This is a genomic window from Rhizobium croatiense (genome assembly GCF_019793465.1).
In the GTDB taxonomy this organism is placed as follows: Bacteria; Pseudomonadota; Alphaproteobacteria; order Rhizobiales; family Rhizobiaceae; genus Rhizobium; species Rhizobium croatiense.
The window spans coordinates 177069-196820 of sequence record NZ_JAILYJ010000001.1 but is presented as its reverse complement, the minus strand read 5'-3'; the positions used below and the strand labels follow the sequence as shown (position 1 = coordinate 196820).

The following is a 19752-nucleotide window of genomic DNA, read 5'->3' as shown; positions in this document are numbered from 1 at the left end:
TCATGAAAGGCTCGAACCGAACTTATCCCAGCCTTCCTTGATCGTTTCCATCGCGACACTCGTCGAGGTGTTGGCAACATGGGGCAGCGTCGAGATGCGTTCGCCCAGCACGCGGCGGTAGCGGCCGATGTCGCGGGTGCGGATCTTCAGGAGATAATCGAACCGACCAGCGATCATGTGGCACTCTTCGACTTCCCGGATCTTCTTGATCGCTTCATTGAAGCTTTTCAGCGCATCCTCGCGGGTGTCGGAGAGCTTCACCTCGACGAAGGCGATGTGGTCGAGCTGCATTTTCGATGGATTGAGGACGGCCCTGAAGCCTTCGATATAGCCGTCGCTGATCAGCCGCTTGAAGCGAATCTGGCACGGCGTCTTCGACAATCCGACCCGCGCGGCGAGATCGGTGATCGATAGCCTGCCGTCCTCGGCGAGCGCGGCGAGGATCTTTCTGTCGAACTGGTCCAATTCACTAAAAATATCGGTTTCTGCAGCCATATGAACTCTCATGGGCGAATTAATAAGTTCATACAGCCTGCAAATGGCGAAAATCAAGTAAGATCGCGATTTGCGCCTGTGATAGGTTATCTGCCTGCAATGGAGGAGCGCCCAACCGGCCGGCAGCTTGCCGGGGCCGCTATCGGCGCCGAACGCAAAATGGGGAGTGACATGCACAAGAAGGAGACGGGTGAGGATCAAAAGCCGGATCTGCTCGTTCACTATCGGCCACTGGCGATAAAAGCCGTGGCGGCGGCATTCACTCTTAAACGCGACAAGCCCAATGCGCGTCCGCTTCGCGAGACGGAATATTCCGGCCCGATTTTCACGGACGATGCCACCTGGGATGATGAGCCCGGTGTTCCATTTATCCGTTAGACGAAACATTCACTGATCAGGGATTTCCCATGTTGAACGCAGCGACCGACCCCGCATCCTCCAAAGAACCTGCCGGCGGCGCGCCGTTCGCCGCTTTTGCGCCGCCGATCCGGCCCCAATCGGAACTTCGCCAGGCGATCACGGCAGCCTATCGCCGTCCGGAAACCGAATGCCTGCCGCCCCTCGTTGCGGCCGCGCGCGTTTCCGAGGCGAAACGTTATGACATCCGCAGCACCGCTCGCACGCTGATCGAAGCCTTGCGCGCCAAGCACAAGGGCACCGGCGTCGAAGGGCTGGTGCAGGAATATTCGCTTTCCAGCCAGGAAGGCGTGGCGCTGATGTGCCTTGCCGAAGCGCTGTTGCGCATTCCCGATACCGACACCCGCGACGCGCTGATCCGCGACAAGATCGCCGAGGGCAACTGGACCTCCCATATCGGCGGCGGCAAATCGATGTTCGTCAACGCCGCCACCTGGGGCCTCGTCGTCACCGGCAAGCTGACGTCGACGGTCAACGCCCGCAGCCTGTCGGCAGCGCTGACGCGGCTGATCGCGCGGGCCGGCGAACCGGTCATCCGCCGCGGCGTCGACATGGCGATGCGCATGATGGGCGAGCAGTTCGTCACCGGCGAGACGATCGAGGAGGCGCTGAAGCGCGCCCGGCCGCTCGAAGCGCGCGGCTTCCGCTATTCCTACGACATGCTCGGCGAGGCCGCGACGACGGCCGCCGACGCCGAGCGTTATTTCAAGGATTATGAAAAGGCGATCCACGCCATCGGCAAGGCCTCGAACGGACGCGGCATCTATGACGGCCCTGGCATTTCGATCAAGCTTTCGGCGCTGCACCCCCGCTATGTCAGGGCGCAGGCCGGTCGCGTAATGGGAGAATTGCTGCCCAAGGTCAAGGCGCTCGCCGTGCTCGCCAAGACCCATGATATCGGCCTCAACATCGATGCCGAGGAGGCCGATCGGCTGGAGCTTTCGCTCGATCTGCTCGAGGAGCTCTGCTTCGCGCCGGAGCTTGCCGGATGGAACGGGCTTGGCTTCGTCGTGCAGGCCTATGGCAAGCGCTGCCCCTTCGTGCTCGATTACATTATCGATCTCGCCCGCCGGTCCGGGCGCCGGATGATGGTCCGTCTCGTCAAGGGCGCCTATTGGGATGCGGAAATCAAGCGCGCCCAGCTGGATGGCCTCGATGACTATCCCGTTTATACCCGCAAGATCTACACCGACGTCGCCTATATCGCCTGCGCGCGCAAGCTGCTCGGTGCGCCGGATGCGGTTTTCCCGCAGTTCGCGACCCACAATGCGCAGACGCTGGCGGCGATCTATCATCTCGCCGGTCCCGATTTCGCGGTCGGCAAATACGAGTTCCAGTGCCTGCACGGCATGGGCGAACCGCTCTATGACGAGGTCGTCGGCAAGGAAAAGCTCGACCGCCCCTGCCGCATCTATGCGCCAGTCGGAACCCACGAGACGTTGCTCGCCTATCTGGTGCGCCGCCTCCTCGAGAACGGCGCCAACTCCTCCTTCGTGCACCGCATCTCCGATCCGAACGTTTCGGTCGAGGCGCTGATCGCCGATCCCGCCGAGACCGTTGCGGCCATGCCTGTCGTCGGCGCTCCTCATGTGCAAATCGCTGCGCCGAAGGCGATCTACGGCCATGCTCGCGCCAATTCGGACGGGCTCGATCTCTCGAACGAGGCGACGCTGACGGATCTGGCGCAGGCGCTCGCCTCCACGGCCGCGAGCCCGTGGCATGCGCTTCCGATCCTCGCCGACGGTTCCACCGATGGGGTGACGCGCGACGTTCTTAATCCCGCCGATCGCCGCGACGTCGTCGGCACGGTCACCGAACTGAAGGTCGAGGAGGCGGCCCGTATCGTTGCGATGGCGGCCGCCTATGCACCGCAATGGGCGGCCGTGCCGCCGGCCGAGCGGGCGGCCTGCCTGGAGCGGGCGGCCGACATCATGCAGGCCCGCATCAAGACGCTGATGGGCATCGTCATGCGCGAGGCCGGCAAATCGGCGGCCAACGCCGTCGGCGAAGTGCGTGAGGCGATCGACTTCCTGCGCTATTACGCCGAACAGGCGCGCAAGACCCTCGGGCCGTCCCACGCGCCGCTTGGGCCCATCGTCTGTATCAGCCCGTGGAATTTCCCGCTGGCGATCTTCACCGGACAGGTGGCCGCCGCCCTCGTGGCCGGCAATCCCGTGCTGGCCAAGCCCGCCGGCGTGACGCCGATCATCGCCTCGGAGAGCGTCAAGATTCTCCACGAGGCGGGCGTGCCGGTCGGCGCTCTGCAATTCGTGCCCGGCAGCGGCCGGCTCGGCGCCGGCATGGTCGGGGCTCCTGAAACCGCTGGCGTCATGTTTACCGGCTCGACCGAGGTCGCCCGCATGATCCAGGCGCAGCTGGCCGAACGGCTGTCGTCGAGCGGCAAACCGATCCCGCTGATCGCCGAAACCGGCGGTCAGAACGGCATGATCGTCGATTCCTCGGCATTGGCCGAGCAGGTCGTGGCCGACGTCATTGCCTCCGCTTTCGACAGCGCCGGCCAGCGCTGCTCGGCGCTCAGGGTCCTGTGCCTTCAGGACGATGTCGCCGACAGGACGCTTGCCATGTTGAAGGGCGCCTTCCGTGAACTGACGGTCGGCCGGACCGATCGCCTGAGCGTCGATGTCGGCCCCGTCATCAACGACGGCGCCAAGGCCGAGATCGACCAGCATATCGAGCAGATGCGCGGCTCCGGCTGCAAGGTGGAGCAGCTGGCGCTGCCCGCAAGTGCTGCGGCGGGCACTTTCGTTCCGCCGACGATCATCGAGATCAAGTCGCTGTCGGATCTGACAAAGGAGGTCTTCGGACCGGTCCTGCATGTCTACCGCTTCAAGAGAAACGGGCTCGACCGCCTGATCGACGACATCAATGCCTCGGGCTACGGCCTCACATTCGGACTTCACACGCGGCTTGACGAAACCATCGCGCATGTGACGAGCCGCATCAAGGCCGGCAACCTCTACGTCAACCGCAACATCATCGGCGCCGTCGTCGGCGTCCAGCCGTTCGGCGGCCGCGGCCTGTCGGGAACGGGTCCGAAGGCAGGCGGTCCGCTCTATATCGGCCGCCTGGTGCAGCGCGCCCCGGTGCCGCCGCAGCAGGATTCGGTTCATACGGACCTTGCCCTTCGCGATTACATCGTCTGGCTCGACAAGAAGGGCCTGTCGGGCGAAGGGGAGGCGGCGCGCGGCTATGCCGGCCGCTCGGCACTTGGGCTCGAACGCGAGCTCACCGGGCCGGTCGGCGAGCGCAATCTTTACGCGCTGCATCCGCGCGGCCGCATTCTGCTCGTGCCGCAGACGGAGAGCGGGCTCTACCGCCAGATCGCCGCAGCCCTTGCAACGGGCAATCATGTCGCGGTGGATGCCGGTTCCCTCTCGAAATCGCTGCTCGCCGATCTTCCGGCGGCGGTCGCCAGCCGCATTTCCTGGACCTCGGACTGGGAAAAAGACGGGCCTTTCTCGGGCGCGCTCGTCGAGGGGGATCGCGACAGGGTCCAAGCGGTCAACAATAGGATTGCGGCTTTGCCCGGTCCGCTTCTCCTGGTTCAGGCCGCCACGAGCGAAGAACTTGCCAGCGATCCTGAGGCCTATTGCCTGAACTGGCTGCTGGAAGAGGTCTCGACCTCGATCAATACCGCCGCTGCCGGCGGCAATGCCAGCCTGATGGCGATCGGCTGACCGAAACCGACGAGGGCGTCAAAAGTCCGCCTTCAAGACCGCTGACAGAGCCCTCTTTCGTCATGCTCGGGCTTGTCCAGGCTTGTCCCGAGCATCTGCTATCCGTCGATAGGGCAGCAGATCCTCGGCACAAGGCCGAGGATGACGTCGAGGAAAGGGCGAGGTTGCCAGCAAATCGGGGCAGAAGAGGCAGAAAAAATATGCCTTCGGTCATCCTCGCGAACAAACTCGACACCATTGACCATTCTTTTAATAGTTATGCCTATCGTGATGGCCTCGGGCGCAGCCGCCGACTGGAACGGGTCTATTCGCATATAAGCGTGCCGTTACATGGTGGGCGCCGGAGTTAAGAGCCGAATTTCCTGGGCGGGGGCCACCCTTTCATGTCGTTGATTGATCGTCTGTTGCAGCGTATGCGGATCGTGACGAAGGTCCTGTTCTTCGTGGTGCCTCTCGTCATCCTCATCGCGGGCATCGGCCTGTTCGGTTATTTCACGGCTGGTACGCTGAATGGCCAGATGACCCTGACCCGGCAGACGATCGATACGCTTTCCAGTTTTCAGCAGCTGCGATCCTCGCTGACCGCCTTTACCGACCTTCCGACACCGGCCACGCGCGATCGGCTGGTCGCCAGCATCGCCGATCAGCAGAATGGTGCGGCGACACTCGATGCCATGTTGATCGATCCCGCCCAGAAACAGCAGATTTCTGACGTGCGCGAACTCGGCGGCAAGATGCAGGGCGGTGCCGACACTCTCTGGGCGGTAGCGCAGGAGCGTGCCAATACCGAACTGGCGATCGAGGGGGCGGTGGCGCAACTTTTCAAGGAAAGCCAGACCGCCCGCAAGCAGCTCGACGTGCTTCAGGACCAGGCCAACGGCAAGGAGGCCTTCGTCCGGGCGCTTCTTCTCGACGCCTCGGCCTACAAAAATCTCGCGGGACGCATTGCGAAATTGCGCAAGGCGACCGCAGCCGCAGCCGACCCTCAGAAGCTTGCCCAGGCCATCGGCAGCCTTCTGCCGCCGCTCGTCAAGGAAGTCGGCGAGGGTGAGGCGCTTGGCTCCGACAAGGCGAAAAGCCAGATCGCCCCGCTGAAGCCGGTTCTGGACAAGCTTGCCGCGATGGCGAAGGACAGCGTCAATCTGTCGCTCGACGGTTATGCTCCCGTCGACCAGGATCTGCAGCGTTTCGAGGAGCAGTTTGCAAAGCTTGCTTCCGGCAATGCGGATACAGCGATCGAGCGCTTTGCCGGCATGGATGCGAGCATAGCAACGCTTCGCTCGATGGTGGCGATCGTCAATGCCGCGTTCAAATCGATCGACGATCTGCGACTGCACCTGAGCGAACTGAACAGGCGGGTCGATGCCGAATCGCGCGATGCGGTTCTGGTGGATCTGAAGGCCTTGCGCGAAAGCGCTGCAAAGCTCGAGCCCTTGAGCGGCAAGAACGCCGCTTTGAAGGATCTTGCCAAGAAGATCGAGCCTTCCCTTGCCTTGATCGAAAAGGGGACCTCGGCACTGATATCGATCGCGGATCAATGGCAGGGCAACAAGCAGGCAGCGACCGAGCTGGTGGCGGCCGCTAGCCACACGCTCGAACAGTTCGTCAGCACGGCGCAGGAGAGCGGCAAGGAAATCAGCCAGCGCTCGGCCACCATGTCGCTCTCGGCCATGATTGCCGGCACGGTGCTTGCCATCATCGGCGGACTGATGCTGATCGAGACGCTGCGCGGACCGCTGAAGCGGATCACCCAGACGATGACGAGACTTGCCGCCGGCGATCTCAACGTTCCGATCGGCGATGGCAAGCGCGGCGATGAAATCGGCGATATGATCCGCTCCGTGACGGTCTTCCGCGACCAAGCGCTCGAAAAGACGAGGCTCGAAGAGGTCGCTGAAGCGAACAGGGCGCGGGACGAACAGGAACAGGCCAGCCGCGCAGCCGAGCAGGCACGCATCGAAGCCGAGCAGAGCGAGGCCCTGGACGCCCTCTCCGACATGCTCGGCAAACTCGCCGACGGCAACCTCGCTGCCGTGATGAGCGAAGAGCTGGCCGCCGATTATGTCGCGATGGCCAGGACCTACAACCAGGCGATCGATGCGTTGCGCCGCACCCTCGCCGAGGTCCGCAACACCACCTATGAAATCGCCGAGGGCAGCACCAATCTTTCGGGCGCGGCCGACGACCTGGCGCGGCGCACGGAACAGCAGGCGGCCGCTCTCGAAGACAGTTCGCGCGTGCTCGGCGAGCTGACCGCCAGCGTCCGTACGACGGCGGAGAATGCGCGCCAGACATCGGTTTCCGTCGCCGAGGCGCACCGGCAGGCGGAGCATTCAGCGGCCGTCGTCGCCAAGGCGGTCGACGCCATGGACGCCATCAACCGGTCGTCGGACAAGGTCACCAGCATCATCGGCGTGATCGACGAGATCGCCTTCCAGACCAATCTTCTCGCACTCAATGCCGGCGTCGAGGCGGCGCGGGCTGGAGAGGCGGGCAGGGGCTTTGCCGTTGTCGCACAGGAGGTGCGCGAGCTCGCACAGCGTTGCGCCACCGCTGCGCGCGAGATCAAGGGTCTTATCTCCAACAGCGCATCGCAGGTCGGCACCGGCGTCACGCTCGTCGAGGAGACCGGCGAGGCGCTGGCGGCGATCATGGAGCACTTCACCTCGATCAACGGGCTGGTGCAGGTCATTTCGACGGCCACGAGCACCCAGTACAAGGGGATCGACGAGGTCAACAACGCCGTTCGTGACATCGAGCATATCACCCAGCATAATGCCGCCATGGTCGAGGAAAACACCGCCGAAATTCACCGGTTGCGGCAGCAGGTGGAACTGCTGAACGAGCGCATCTCCCGCTTTCAGACCGCTGACAGCCGCAGGGCGTCAACGGCCGACAACCAGCGGATCGCCCTGGCCTCCTAAACGGCGTCTATGTCTTTCCCCTGGGGCGTGCCTCTTTAGAAATCGGCGACTTTGCCCCAGGCGGACGCCGCGAAGCGGCTGGGATGGTAGGGCCGCGGATCGACGATCGGCTCATCGCCGGTGACGATGTCGGCAATCAGATGACCGGCGCCGGGCCCGATGCCGAAGCCATGACCGCTGAAGCCCGCAGCGAGGATGAAGCCGGGGAGGGTTGCGATCGCACCGATCCCAGGCACGCCGTCGGGCGTGCTGTCGATATAACCCGCCCAGGCTGCACTGATGCCGGTATCCTTCAAGGCAGGCAGAAGCTCGAGCGCCCGCGCATGTGTCAGGGCAATGGTGGCCGCGTCGACCGCCGGGTCGAGGATGCGCATGCGCTCCATCGGCGTCTGGCTGTCGAGCCGCCAGCGCGCCAGGGATTCATGGCCGGAACGAATTCCCTCCAATCCGCCGGGCGCGAGGCTCCGCCAGCGCCGGGCGAACATCGGCAGGAATTGGGGCGCGAAACGGAACTGCTGTGCAGTGGGATCGATGCGGCCGCGGCCGCTGATCGCCAAAGTGTAACCGCCATCGCCGCGACGCGTCACGGAAACCGCCGATGTATGCAGCGCATCCGGCAGGCCGCTCGCACCTGGTGACACAGAAAGGATCGACGAACGGATCGAGGCTTGTGGGAAACGAATGCCAAGCTGCCGGCAGAAGGAGGAAGCCCAGGCGCCACCCGCCAGGATCGCGACCTTTGTCCGGATCGTGCCATGCTCGGTGACGACGCCCGCAAGCCTGCCGCCTTCGATGTCAACGCCGCGGGCCGCACAGGATTGATGCACCGTGCCGCCGAGCTTGACGATCGCGCGCGCGACGGCCGGCGCGGCATTTGCCGGGTCGGCGGTGCCGTCGGTCGGTGAAAACACCCCGCCCTTCCACGCGGCGCCGGTCGCGCGCCCGCGTTCGGTTGCCTCGGCGCTGCTCAGCATATGCGTCGTGACGCCGACCGACCGTGCGAACTCGCCCCAGCGGGCCCAACCGGAGAGCTCCTCGTCGCTGTTGCTGAGATAGAACAGACCGCAGCGGCGGAAGCCGGTGTCCTCCCCGGTTTCGGTCGCGAATTGCTCCCACAGATCGAGGCTCTTCGTCGACATCGGCAATTCCCGGGCGTCGCGGTTCTGCTGCCGGCACCAGCCCCAGTTGCGGCTCGATTGTTCCGCCCCGATCAGGCCCTTCTCGACCAGGGCGACCCTCAATCCGCGCCGGGCGAGGTAATAGGCTGCGAAAACGCCGACGATGCCGCCGCCGATCACCACCGCATCGGCGGCAGCAGGTAGCTGTGATGTGGTGTCGACGCGCGTGAGCGGTGCGGGCATGGCATGGTCTCCGGTTCAGGGCTAGTCTAACGGATCCGCAGCCGCGCCTTTGCCGGAGATCGACCGGCGGCAGCAGAAGATTCTGTCTTGCGGGGTGCCCGGCAGCCATTTGTGCTTCGCGATGCCCCGCAATCTGATCGACACCGCCTTGGTATATGTTAAGCTCGGTGTTGGAAAGCCGCAGCATAATCTGCTGCGTCGTTGGCGATCTCAAGCACACGAAGGCGCGTGATGAAACTCGATCGGATCGACATAAAAATCCTCTACGAACTGCAGAAGAATGGCCGCGTCACCAATGTGGAACTCGCCGAACTGGTCAACCTGTCGCCGAGCCCCTGCCTGATGCGGGTGAAGAAGCTGCAATCCGAAGGCTATATCGAAGGCTATTCGGCTCAGATCAATGTCAGCAAGCTCGGTCAGACGCTCACCGTGTTCACCGAGATTACGCTGAAAAACCATCGGCAAATCGACTTCGCCCGTTTCCTCGCGGCGATCGAGAAGGTTGATCAGGTGATCGAATGCCATCTGGTTTCCGGCGGCTATGATTATCTCTTGAAATTCGTCACCGCCGGCATCGACGAATACCAGACGATCATGGAGCGCCTCACCGATATGGATGTCGGCATCGACAAATATTTCAGCTTCGTCGTCCTGAAATCGCCGATCATCAAAGCCCACATGCCGCTGACCACGCTGTTTCCGCATTAGAGCTGTTTCAGCAAAATGGCATAGTGGTTTCGCGTCCCTCGTCAGTGCTGGGTGGATAGCGTTCTCTCTGTCGCAGGTTGTTCCCCCTATAACTAAGAGCTTCCTATTGGTGGGAAGGACTTGCGACAAAATCTCATCCTTGCCTTCCGGAGCCATGTTGGCTGCCACTTGCTGCTGATCTGCTGTGGGGTCGCGGCTTTCCAGCACGACCCGACCCGGTGCGCGCTTGATCGGGCAAGCGCCTCGCTTATGGCTTCGAGGTAGGCAGATCAGTAACGCATAGAACGACTGCAAAATTCTTGAGGCAAATCCGAGCCAAGAAATTTCGCAAGTGGAACCGGTACTCAGTGCCGGCAATAGGCCCGCACGAGTTCCGGATCCTGCCTGAGCCCGTCGAGCCAGGCCGGGTCGAGCGTCGGCACGGAGGAGAAGAGCAGTTGCGAATAGGGATGCTGTGGCGCCTTCACGCGTGAAGGGGTGATTTCCTCGACCTTTCGGCCGCCATACATCACGACGATCTCGTCGCAGATCGCCTCCACCACCGACAGGTCGTGGCTGATGAAGATGTAGGAGAGGCCGAGTTCGCGCTGCAACTCCTTGAGCAGGTCGATGACGGCGGCAGCGACAACGGTGTCAAGCGCCGAGGTGATCTCGTCGCAAAGGATCAGCTTCGGATCGGCGGCAAGCGCCCGGGCGAAGTTGACGCGCTGCTTCTGTCCGCCCGAGAGTTCTCCCGGCCGGCGGTGGCGCAGGTTGCGGGGAAGGTGCACCATGTCGAGCAGTTGATCGATCCTGGTGTTTCGCGCCTGTCGATCCATGCGGTGGTAAAAAACCAGAGGCCTGGCGAGGATGTCCTCCACCGATTTTGCCGGATTGAGCGCAGTGTCGGCATATTGGAAAACGATCTGCATCTCGCGCAGCTGATCGCGTGAACGCTCGCGCGCATTGCGGCGCAGTTCCGTGCCGTCGAAGACGATCTTGCCGACTGCGGCCGGCAGAATGCCTGCAATGGTGCGGGCGAGCGTCGACTTGCCGCAACCGGATTCGCCGATGATGCCGAGGTTGCGCCCCTTTTCCACTGTCAGGCTCACATGCTCGACCGCGCGTACGAGAGGAAGGCCGTCGGCCTGGCGCTGCCCATAACCCGCAACGACGTCCTCGATCTTCAGGAGCGGCGCCGTCGCACTCTCGGCAAGGCCTGCCGCGCCGCGCGGTTTCGGCTCGAAGGCTGCAAGCAATTGGCGGGTATAGGGATGCTTGGCATTGTTGAGGATTTCTTCGGTGGTGCCGGTTTCCTGGGTCTCCCCGCCTTTCAACACCACGATGCGGTCGGCGATCTGTGCGACGACAGCAAGGTCGTGGGAGACGTAGACGCCGGATATGCCGCCCTTCTTCATGACCGATTTGAAAGCACGCAGCACTTCGATCTGGGTCGTTACATCGAGCGCCGTCGTCGGCTCGTCGAAGATGACAAGTGTCGGGTTGCCTATCAGCGCCATGGCGGCTGCCAGACGCTGCAGCTGACCGCCGGAAACCTGGTGCGGATAACGGCTGCCGATCGTTTCCGGTTCGGGCAGGGACAGCGCCCGGAAGAGTTCGATGGCCCTGGCACGCGCATCTTCCGGCGACATCAGCTGATGAATGCGCGTGACTTCGATCACCTGATCCATGATCGATGTGGCCGGGTTGAACGCGGCGGCGGCCGATTGCGGCACGTAAGCAACCTGGGTGCCGCGTAGTTTGGCCCGCTGCTTTTCGCTCAGCGCCACCATATCCTTGCCGGCGACCGACACAGTGCCGCCGGAGATGCGACAGCCCGGGCGGGTATGACCCATGAGGGTCAGCGCGATCGTCGTCTTGCCGGAGCCGCTCTCGCCGATCAGCGCGACGATCTCACCCTCGGCAATGTCGAGGCTGACACCTTTGATGATCTCGACGCGTCGGCCGGAATCGGTGGTGGCTTCGACCCGGAGGTCACGAATTTCGACATGATTGGTCATCACTCGCTCCGATCCCGGATTTTCTGCGGCAGATTGTCGATCAGCAGGTTCACGCTGATTGTGAGGCTTGCGATGGCAAGCGATGGGAACATGACGGCGGGAGCCCCGAATGGCAGGCCGCCGATGTTTTCACGCACGAGCGCACCCCAGTCCGCATACGGTGGCTGCACGCCCAGTCCAAGGAAGGAAAGGCCGGAGAGCAGGAGAACGATGAAGACGAAGCGGAGCCCGAGATCGGCAAGTACGGGACCTACGATATTGGGCAGAATTTCCGAGCGGATCAGATATAGGGTGCTTTCACCGCGGATGCGGGCGACAGTGATGAAGTCCATGGAATTGACGTTGACGGCGAGCGCCCGAGCGAAACGATAGGAGCCCGGGATATAAATCACCGAAAGCGTCAGGATCAGCACTGGGATCGACGATCCGACGGCTGCAACCACGACCAGGCCGAAGAGCTTGGACGGAATGGAATTCATGGCATCGAGGAAACGGGAGAGCAAGGTGTCGAGCCAACCACCGGCGACGGCCGCGATCATGCCGAGTACGACGCCGCTGAAGCAGGCGATCGTCACTGCCGCGAGAGAGATGCCGACCGTGTAGCGCGCGCCCATCAGGATGCGCGAGAAGACATCACGGCCGAGATAATCCGATCCCATCCAAAACTGCTGGGATATCGGCCCGAAATAGTCGTAATCGACGATTTCGCCCACGGGGTAGGGGATGAGCGAGTGCGCGAAAATCGCGATGCAGCCCCAGAACAGGATGATGGCAAGTCCTAGGATGCCAACGAGATTGAAGCGGTAGCCAAGCCGGCGGGCCACAGCGGGCCGTTGTTCGATATGGGATGTCATCGCAGCCTCGGATTGGAAAGAATGGCAACAATGTCGGCAAGCGTAATGAGGATGAGGTAGCCGACGCAGAAGATCATCGCGCAGGTCTGGATGAGCGGCAGGTCGCGCGTTGCGACCGCATCGACCATGAGCTTGGCAATTCCGGGATAGTTGAAGATCGTTTCGACGATGATGACGCCGCCGAGCAGATATGAAAGCGAGAGCGCAACCGCATTGATGATTGGGCCGAGCGCATTCGGCAATGCATGCTTCAAAACAATGCGACTGCGTGAGGCGCCTTTCAGCAACGCCATTTCGGCATAGGGCGTGTTCAGGGTTTCAACCACGGCAGCCCGCGTCATCCGGATCATCTGCGCCGATACGCCGAAAGTCAGTGTGATCACCGGCATCGCATAGACCCGTAGCATATCGGTGAAGGTTTTCGCTTCATTCGTCAGGGAGATTGCCGGAAGCCACTGCAGATAGACCGCAAAGAACAGGACGGCAGACGTCGCGATCATGAATTCCGGCACCGATATTATGCCAATCGTAAGCACGGTGACTGCACGGTCATAGAGCGACCCCCGCATCATCGCTGCCGTGGTGCCGAGTGTCAGCGCGATCGGCACCGCAAACAAGGCGGTGATGCCCGCCAGCTTCATCGAGTTTGCAAAGCGGCCGCCGATGAGGTCAGCGATTGGCATATCGTTGGCGTAGGAAGTACCGAGGTCGCCCGACAACAGCCCCATCATCCAGTAGACGAAGCGCAGCAAAGCCGGCTGGTCGAGATGCATGGCCTTGCGCAGTCCCTCGACGGCTTCAGGCGTCGCCGCTTGCCCGAGCAGGATGGACGCCGTATCGCCCGGAAGCATGGTCGTGGCGAAGAACACCGCGAAGGATACAATAATCAGCGTGACGACTGCGATCAGCAGCCTGCTTGCTATGAGGGACAGGACCGGATTGTTCATCTTCATGCTCCCGTCGGCCGAAGTCCGACAGCTTATCACGAAAGGGGAGGACGACCGGGAACAATCCTGTTCCCGGTCAGGTGCCTCGTCAGGATTCCAACCAGATATATTCCGGGAAGGAATAGCCCATCATTCCGCCGAGCGGGTTGGATTCAAGCCCCTTGACTTTGGACGACACCGCATCGACGTTGGAGAGATAGGCCGGTATGATCGTGCCGGCTTCTTCCGACACCATGACTTGCATTTCGTTGTAGATCTCCCGGCGCTTGGCCTGATCGAGCGAGCCGCGGGCCTCGATCAGCATCCGATCGAACTTCTCTGACTTGTACTGGCTCTCGTTCCAAGGCGCGTCAGACGCATAGAGAAGCGAGAACAATATGTCGGGTGTCGGACGCGGATTGATATTGCCGAAATGAATCGGCGCTTTGAGCCAGTAATTGTCCCAGTAGCCGTCGGACGGTACGCGCTGCACGTCGAGCTTCATGCCGATTTCGGCGCCGGCAGCCTGGACGATCATCGCCATGTCGATTGCGGAATTGGCTGCGTCGGAGGCAATAACAGGGATCGACTGGCCGAGAAGGCCTGCCTTCTCGAATAGGAACTTCGCTTTTTCCGGATCGAATGCCTTCGGCTTCAGGTCGGCATTGTAATAGAAATTGGCCGGCGAGATCGGCTGGTCATTGCCGATTTCGGCGAAGCCTCGCAAGGCCGATTTCTGAATCTGCTCGCGGTTGATCAGATATTTCATGCCCTCCACGAAGCCCTTCTTGTCGCCGGGAGACATGTCCAGGCGGACATTCAGATTCGTGTAATTGCCGGACGTCGTTTTGTTGAGGAAGAAGCCGTCTTTGCCGTCCATCAGACGCACGGATCGTGGATTGATGGCTGCGGCGAGGTGAATGTCACCCGAGAGCAGCGCATTAATGCGCGCATTGTCCTCGCTGATGGCAAAGAACTCAAAAGAATCAACGTTCGGGTGGTTGGTCTTCCAGTAGTTTTTGTTCTTCAGCCCGATCGAGCGGACGCCAGGCTCAAAAACTTCCCGCACGAAGGCGCCGGTGCCATTGCCCTTGGAAAAATCGGTTGTGCCGTCGGCAACGATCATAAAGTGGTGCATGCCGAGAATCGTCGGCAGATCGGCATTGGGGTTTTCCAGGGTAATCTCGACGGTCAGTTTGTCGACCGCTTTGAAGCTTGTCATTTGCTTGGCAATCTTGGCGACCTTGGAGCCGACCGCCGGGTCGAGATGGCGCTTCATCGAGAAGACTACATCGTCGGCAGTGAGCGGCTTGCCGTCATGGAAGGTTACGCCGCTGCGCAGCTTGATCGTCCAGACTTTCGCATCGCCGCTTTCGATAGATTCGGCGAGTTCCATCCGCGGCGTACCGTCCGACTGGATATAGGTGAGACGGTTGTAGAAGGCGCAGCAGCGGACATAGTCGGTGGAGAGCGATGCCTTGGCGGGGTCGAGCGTATCGGCCGTGGAGGACGACCAGCCGGCCGCCTTCAGCGCACCGCCGGAAACGGGCGTGGCGGCGAGCGCCTTGCCGGCGCGACCGAGCACGAGCCCGCCGGCGGACATGGCCACGCCTCCCGCGAGCATCATATGCAGCAGCTCGCGGCGGGTGGCGCCACGACGGATGGCGGTTTCGACCATGGCGTCGTCGGATCTGGTCCAATTGGTGATCTTGTCGTTCATCTCATTCCCCTTTTCTTCTGTGGCGGGCGGCCGTGCAGGGCGAGCCCGATCCGGTTTAAAAGTCAGGCGCGCGCGGCGGCCACGGCATCGGCAAGGCCGGCCATGGACGTGAAATGATAGTCGGGCGTCGTGAACTCGGCTGGTTCGATCGTGCCGCCGTAACCCTTCTCAGCGTGCCGCCGCTCAATCCAGCAATTGGTCAGTCCGAGTTTCCTGGAAATCCCGATATCGTGATACTGGCTCTGGGCGACATGCAGGATGTCATCCTTCGAATGCCCTTCCGATGCGATGTAGGCGAAGACCGTTTCGAAGAAGGCGGGGTCGGGTTTCTCGGTCCCAGTATCGTCGGCAGTGAAGGCGGCATGGAAGGGATTGCCGAGCTCCTTCTCGAAGAAGGCGAAGGCCCAGCGGCGGGCATTGGTCATCGCAACGAGCCGGTAGTTTTTCCCCAGCCTTGCCAGGGCTGCGGCGCTGTCTGCGAAACCCTTCCAGTTTTTCGCCGAGTCCCGCAGCCGCTCGCCATATTTGCGATCGGCGGGCAGGCCGAGCTTCGGCGCGATCGCAAGGTAGACGCGCACGAGGTCGTCGGGAAAGAGGTCGGCGTCGTCGGAATAGCGGGCGTCGCGATAGAGGCTGAGAGCGCGTTCGCCATCGATTTCATTTCCCTGTTCGGCCGCGATCTCGGCGAAACAGCTCTTGAGGCCGCCCTCGAAATCGATGAGTGTGCCGACGACGTCGAAGGTCAGATACTTGAATTCCGGAAGGCTCTTGCTCACGCGAATTCCCCAGTGTTCGGCTCCGATGGGAGCACGCTTCTCAAAGAAGAATATTCTGTTCCCGGCGGGATCATCGTCCCGCTCTTGTATGGAAGGCCCATTCGTTGGGATCCGGGCCTTTTGTCGATTTCAGTTTGTCACCTGCACCGCGCCGGAGTCTCCGAAAAGACGCCATGCAGCGGCACAAAATACTGAATCTGACCGTTTCGCGGTATTCTCAGGCCTGCAGCGCCCGGCGCACATCCGGGTCCTCAAGCGTCTCGTTCAGCGTGATGCGCGTGCGCTCGACGATCGCATCGATTTCCGTTTCGGTGCAGCATAGCGGCGGCGCATACCCGAGGACGCCGTTGCCGAAGGCGCGGATGACGAGGCCATTTTCCCAGGCGCGATCGAAGATCCGGCGGGCGGGTTCGGCGGATGCCGGCAGAGGCGTCTTGTTGATTTTGTCGACGACGAGCTCGACGGCGGCGAGCATGCCGCGGCCGCGAACATCGCCCACGAGCGGGTGATCTCTCAGCGATTGGAGGCCCTGCATCAGCCGCGCGCCGGCCCTGACGCCATTGTCGAGCAGGCCGTTTTCGTAAAGCCTCAAGACTTCGAGGCCGACGGCGGCGCTGACGGGATGGGCCGAATAGGTGTAGCCGTGACCGATAGCGGTGGCGCCCGCCCCCTCGGCAATCGTTTCATAGATGTGATCGGCCATGAAGACGGCGCCCATCGGGACGTAGCCGGAGGTGAGGCCCTTGGCGGTCGTCATGAAATCCGGCACGACCTCTTCCTCGCTGCAGGCAAACAGCGGTCCGGTGCGGCCAAAGCCGGTGATTACCTCATCCGCGACGAAAAGGATGTCGTGGGCGCGGCAGAATTCGCGCATCGCCTTCAGCCAGCCTTTCGGCGGCACGAGGACACCGCCCGAACCTTGGATCGGTTCCGCATAGAAGGCGGCGACGCGCTCCGGCCCGATCGCCTCGACCTTGCTTTTCAGCGCCGCGAGGGAGGCTTCGATGATTGCCTGCGGATCATCGCCGACAGGGTTGCGGTAGGCGTAATGAGACGGAATTTTATGCTGCCAGTCGAAGGGGATGCCAAAACCGGCATGGAAGGCAGGCAAGGCGGTCAAGCCCGCACCGACCGTCGAGGAGCCGTGATAACCCTGTTCGACCGAGATGAACTGATCGCGTTCCGGCCGTCCACGGGCATTCCAGTAGTAACGGATGAACCGGATCGTGCTGTCCACCGCGTCGGAGCCGCCGAGCGTGAAATAGACATGGTTGAGATCGCCCGGCGCCCGGTCGGCGAGTTCTGAGGCAAGCCGGATCGCCGGCTCGGAGCCGAGACCGAAATAGGCCGTTGCATAGGGAAGCTCCCGCATCTGCCGGGCCGCTGCCTCGACGATGCTCTCGTGGCCGTAACCGGCATTGACGCACCAGAGGCCGGCGAAGCCGTCGATCAGCTGTTTGCCGGAGGCATCGGTGACGGTTGCGCCCTTGGCCGAGGCCAGCACGCGCACGCCATGCTTCTCGTGACTGCGGTAGGAGGCCACCGGATGGATGAGATGGGCGCGGTCGAGTTCGATGAGCGAGTTGGCGTACATGGGGTCTCCGATCAGCCGAGCGCCTGGCTGGCAAGCGCGAAGGTGGTGGCAGCAGGGGCGGCGGCGTAGCCGACCGATGGCTTTTTCATCGCGATGCCGCCGCCGACATGGGCGAAGCCATGTTCGGCGAGCCATGGGGAGAGTCCGGCCGCGGCCGTGGTATCCACCCTGAGAAAGCGTCCTGGCCGTCTCGCGATGTGATGTTCGATGAGTTTCCTGGCGTCCTCGATGTCCGCGGCAACCACGGGTCCGATCACCTCGCCGCGCCCGAAGGCACGCAGGCAGGCAAAGCCTGAAACGCCGCCCCCGCGGCGAATGACGGCGAATTCGCCGACCTTGGCGAGATAGGAGAGCAGGTTTTCGCGGTCGGCGCCGAAGGCAAGGCGATCAAGCGCCATGATGGCCGGGAGATCGTCGGCGATGGCGACGTCCGTGCCGGCCGGCGCAGGGAATTCTCCGGCTAGGCCTTGGTGCTGCAGCACGGTTCCGGTTTCATGAAAACCAAGCTTTTGGTAGAGCGGCAGGCCGGCCGTCGTCGCGACCAGCCTTAGCGGCCGGTCGCCTGCGATCTGCAGCGCGGCGTCCATCAGGCTGCGGCCGAGACCGCGCCCGCGCATGGTTTCGTCGACGATGACCATGTTGATGGTCGCGCAATCTTGCTTGTATGGCGTGACGAGCACGGTGCCGACCACCCTGTCGTCTTCGATTGCGACCATCCCCTCGCTCAAGGCGAGGGCCATCTGCCAGTCTTCCACCCGATGCGGCCAGCCGGCCTGTCGGGCGAGCGCGACGGCGGCGCCCAGATGGTCGGGCCTGAACGCGGCGATTTCGATTTGACGTGTTTGCATAGACCGTCCTTCATGTCCTGCCCGCCAGTCTGCCGGAGCGCCGGCGGGAAGATCGTCTGAAGGCCGTGGTTCAGGCAGTATCTTATGGCTTTGCGATCACCGGCCGCCGCATCTTATGCTGGAGGACCGAGCCTTTCGCAAACCTTGTCACCGCATCATCGCCAGCGCAGCAGTGAAGAAATCTTCGCCGCCGAAATTTCCTGATTTCAACGCCAGCAGCATATCGCCCTGCGTATTGCCGACCGTACGCAGCACCGGCACGCCGGGAGCAATTTCGGGGCCGATCAGAAATGCCGGGATGGCGAGCCTGTCGACTGCGGCTCCCGAGGTCTCGCCGCCTGCGACCACGAGGCGCCGCACGCCTCTCTCCACTAGTTCGGCGGCGATGATCGATGTGGCGGTCTCGATCGCGTGGCCGGAGGCCTCCCGCCCATATTGCGATTGCAGCCGGGAGACGGTTCCGGGCGCCGCACTCGCGGCGACCACGACCGGGCCGGCAGAAATGCGGTCGCCGGCCCATGAAATCGCCGCGGCGATCTCATCCGGACCGGCGGCCAGCAGCCGCTCCGGATCAAGCCGCAGCACGGGCATCAATCGCTCGGCGACGTCGAGCTGGCGCAGCGTCGCCTTCGAACAGCTGCCGGAAATGATCGCTGAAAGCCCGCCTACGGGGCGAATGGCGTCTTCACCTGTCGCGCTGGCGGATATCCGGCCGGAACGCACAAGTGCGCGGGCAAGGCCGAGGCCGAGGCCGGACGCACCGGTGGAAACCGGCGTCTCCAGCGCGATCTCGCCCAGCGTTTCCAGATCCCGTTCGAAAATCGCGTCGGCGATAGCCATGGTCACGCCCGTCGTGGACAACGCGTCGAGCTTCACCTTGACGGCGGCCGGTCCGGCCGCGATGGCAGCCAGATCGATCAGTCCGACGGCGCCGCGCGATTGCCGGGCGAGAATGCGCACGAGATTGGCGTCGTGCATCGGGTTCAGCGGATGGTCCTTGAGCGGGCTTTCGTTCAATGGCTGGCCGCCGACGAAGAGATGGCCGAGATAGACGGTGCGCCCAGTTTCCGGAAAGGCCGGTGTAACCAGCACGCCGCCGCCGCCCGCAGCCTCGCTCAAGGCCTCGGTGACGGGGCCGATATTGCCGGCATCGGTGGAATCGAAGGTCGAGCAGATCTTGTAAAGCACATGGCCCGCGCCCTGCTGGCGCAGCCAGCGCTCAGCCTCGGTCGCAGCGTTCACGGCCTCCGAAGCCGGAACGGAGCGGATTTTCAGCGAAACGACCACAGCATCGACATCCGGCAGCGCGAGCGACGGATCGGGAATGCCGACCGTCTGCACCGTGCGCAGGCCGTTCTTCGTCAGCGTGTTGGCGAGGTCGGACGCGCCCGTATAGTCGTCAGCGATCGATCCAAGCGATATAGCCATCGT

At 62.6% G+C, this 19752-nt stretch carries 14 protein-coding genes; 4 read left to right on the top strand and 10 right to left on the bottom strand.

The window, feature by feature from the left end; translation table 11 throughout:
- Entirely contained in the window at positions 1 to 495 is a 495-nt protein-coding gene (locus K6M89_RS00875) for an Lrp/AsnC family transcriptional regulator (RefSeq protein ID WP_222138357.1), read from the bottom strand.
- Between the two features lie 171 nt (positions 496 to 666).
- Between K6M89_RS00875 and K6M89_RS30865 the strand changes: the two genes are divergently transcribed.
- The 3 genes from K6M89_RS30865 (at position 667) to K6M89_RS00865 (ending at position 7534) form a co-directional block, all read left to right on the top strand.
- Positions 667 to 873: a hypothetical protein gene (locus tag K6M89_RS30865; RefSeq protein ID WP_040112551.1), complete on the top strand. Its 207-nt coding sequence runs from the start codon at positions 667 to 669 to the stop codon at positions 871 to 873.
- A gap of 29 nt (positions 874 to 902) precedes the next feature.
- Positions 903 to 4610 carry a trifunctional transcriptional regulator/proline dehydrogenase/L-glutamate gamma-semialdehyde dehydrogenase gene (putA, locus tag K6M89_RS00870; RefSeq protein WP_222138078.1) on the top strand — a complete coding sequence of 1236 codons (3708 nt, stop codon included), beginning with the start codon at positions 903 to 905 and terminating at the stop codon, positions 4608 to 4610.
- Between the two features lie 383 nt (positions 4611 to 4993).
- Entirely contained in the window at positions 4994 to 7534 is a 2541-nt protein-coding gene (locus K6M89_RS00865) for a methyl-accepting chemotaxis protein (RefSeq protein ID WP_222138077.1), read from the top strand.
- A 35-nt stretch (positions 7535 to 7569) separates the two neighbouring features.
- Here K6M89_RS00865 and K6M89_RS00860 read toward each other — a convergent pair whose 3' ends face one another.
- Positions 7570 to 8895 carry an NAD(P)/FAD-dependent oxidoreductase gene (locus K6M89_RS00860; RefSeq protein WP_222138076.1) on the bottom strand — a complete coding sequence of 442 codons (1326 nt, stop codon included), beginning with the start codon at positions 8893 to 8895 and terminating at the stop codon, positions 7570 to 7572.
- A gap of 231 nt (positions 8896 to 9126) precedes the next feature.
- Here K6M89_RS00860 and K6M89_RS00855 point away from each other — a divergent pair, with 231 nt between their 5' ends.
- Positions 9127 to 9603 (top strand): Lrp/AsnC family transcriptional regulator, encoded by a 477-nt coding sequence (locus K6M89_RS00855; RefSeq protein WP_004679019.1) that lies wholly within the window; start codon positions 9127 to 9129, stop codon positions 9601 to 9603.
- Positions 9604 to 9947: 344 nt separating this feature from the next.
- Here K6M89_RS00855 and K6M89_RS00850 read toward each other — a convergent pair whose 3' ends face one another.
- The 8 genes from K6M89_RS00850 to otnK form a co-directional block, all read right to left on the bottom strand.
- Entirely contained in the window at positions 9948 to 11603 is a 1656-nt protein-coding gene (locus K6M89_RS00850) for an ABC transporter ATP-binding protein (RefSeq protein ID WP_097581039.1), read from the bottom strand.
- Positions 11603 to 12457 carry an ABC transporter permease gene (locus tag K6M89_RS00845; RefSeq protein ID WP_222138075.1) on the bottom strand — a complete coding sequence of 285 codons (855 nt, stop codon included), beginning with the start codon at positions 12455 to 12457 and terminating at the stop codon, positions 11603 to 11605. The genes K6M89_RS00850 and K6M89_RS00845 overlap by 1 nt, the downstream gene beginning before the upstream one ends.
- Positions 12454 to 13404 (bottom strand): ABC transporter permease, encoded by a 951-nt coding sequence (locus K6M89_RS00840; protein WP_097581037.1) that lies wholly within the window; start codon positions 13402 to 13404, stop codon positions 12454 to 12456. Before K6M89_RS00840 ends, K6M89_RS00845 begins: the two co-directional genes overlap by 4 nt.
- 88 nt (positions 13405 to 13492) lie before the next feature.
- Complete coding sequence (locus K6M89_RS00835; protein WP_097581036.1) at positions 13493 to 15103, bottom strand: ABC transporter substrate-binding protein; 1611 nt, start codon at positions 15101 to 15103, stop codon at positions 13493 to 13495.
- A 62-nt stretch (positions 15104 to 15165) separates the two neighbouring features.
- Positions 15166 to 15879 carry an HAD-IA family hydrolase gene (locus K6M89_RS00830; RefSeq protein WP_222138074.1) on the bottom strand — a complete coding sequence of 238 codons (714 nt, stop codon included), beginning with the start codon at positions 15877 to 15879 and terminating at the stop codon, positions 15166 to 15168.
- Between the two features lie 217 nt (positions 15880 to 16096).
- Positions 16097 to 17473, bottom strand: coding sequence for an aspartate aminotransferase family protein (locus tag K6M89_RS00825; RefSeq protein ID WP_222138073.1), 1377 nt, complete (start codon positions 17471 to 17473; stop codon positions 16097 to 16099).
- 11 nt (positions 17474 to 17484) lie between these two features.
- The gene (locus K6M89_RS00820; protein ID WP_097581033.1) at positions 17485 to 18321 is read right to left on the bottom strand and encodes a GNAT family N-acetyltransferase; all 837 of its coding nucleotides are present in this window, start codon (positions 18319 to 18321) and stop codon (positions 17485 to 17487) included.
- A gap of 147 nt (positions 18322 to 18468) precedes the next feature.
- Positions 18469 to 19749 (bottom strand): 3-oxo-tetronate kinase, encoded by a 1281-nt coding sequence (gene otnK / locus K6M89_RS00815; protein ID WP_222138072.1) that lies wholly within the window; start codon positions 19747 to 19749, stop codon positions 18469 to 18471.
- Between the last annotated feature and the right edge of the window lie 3 nt (positions 19750 to 19752).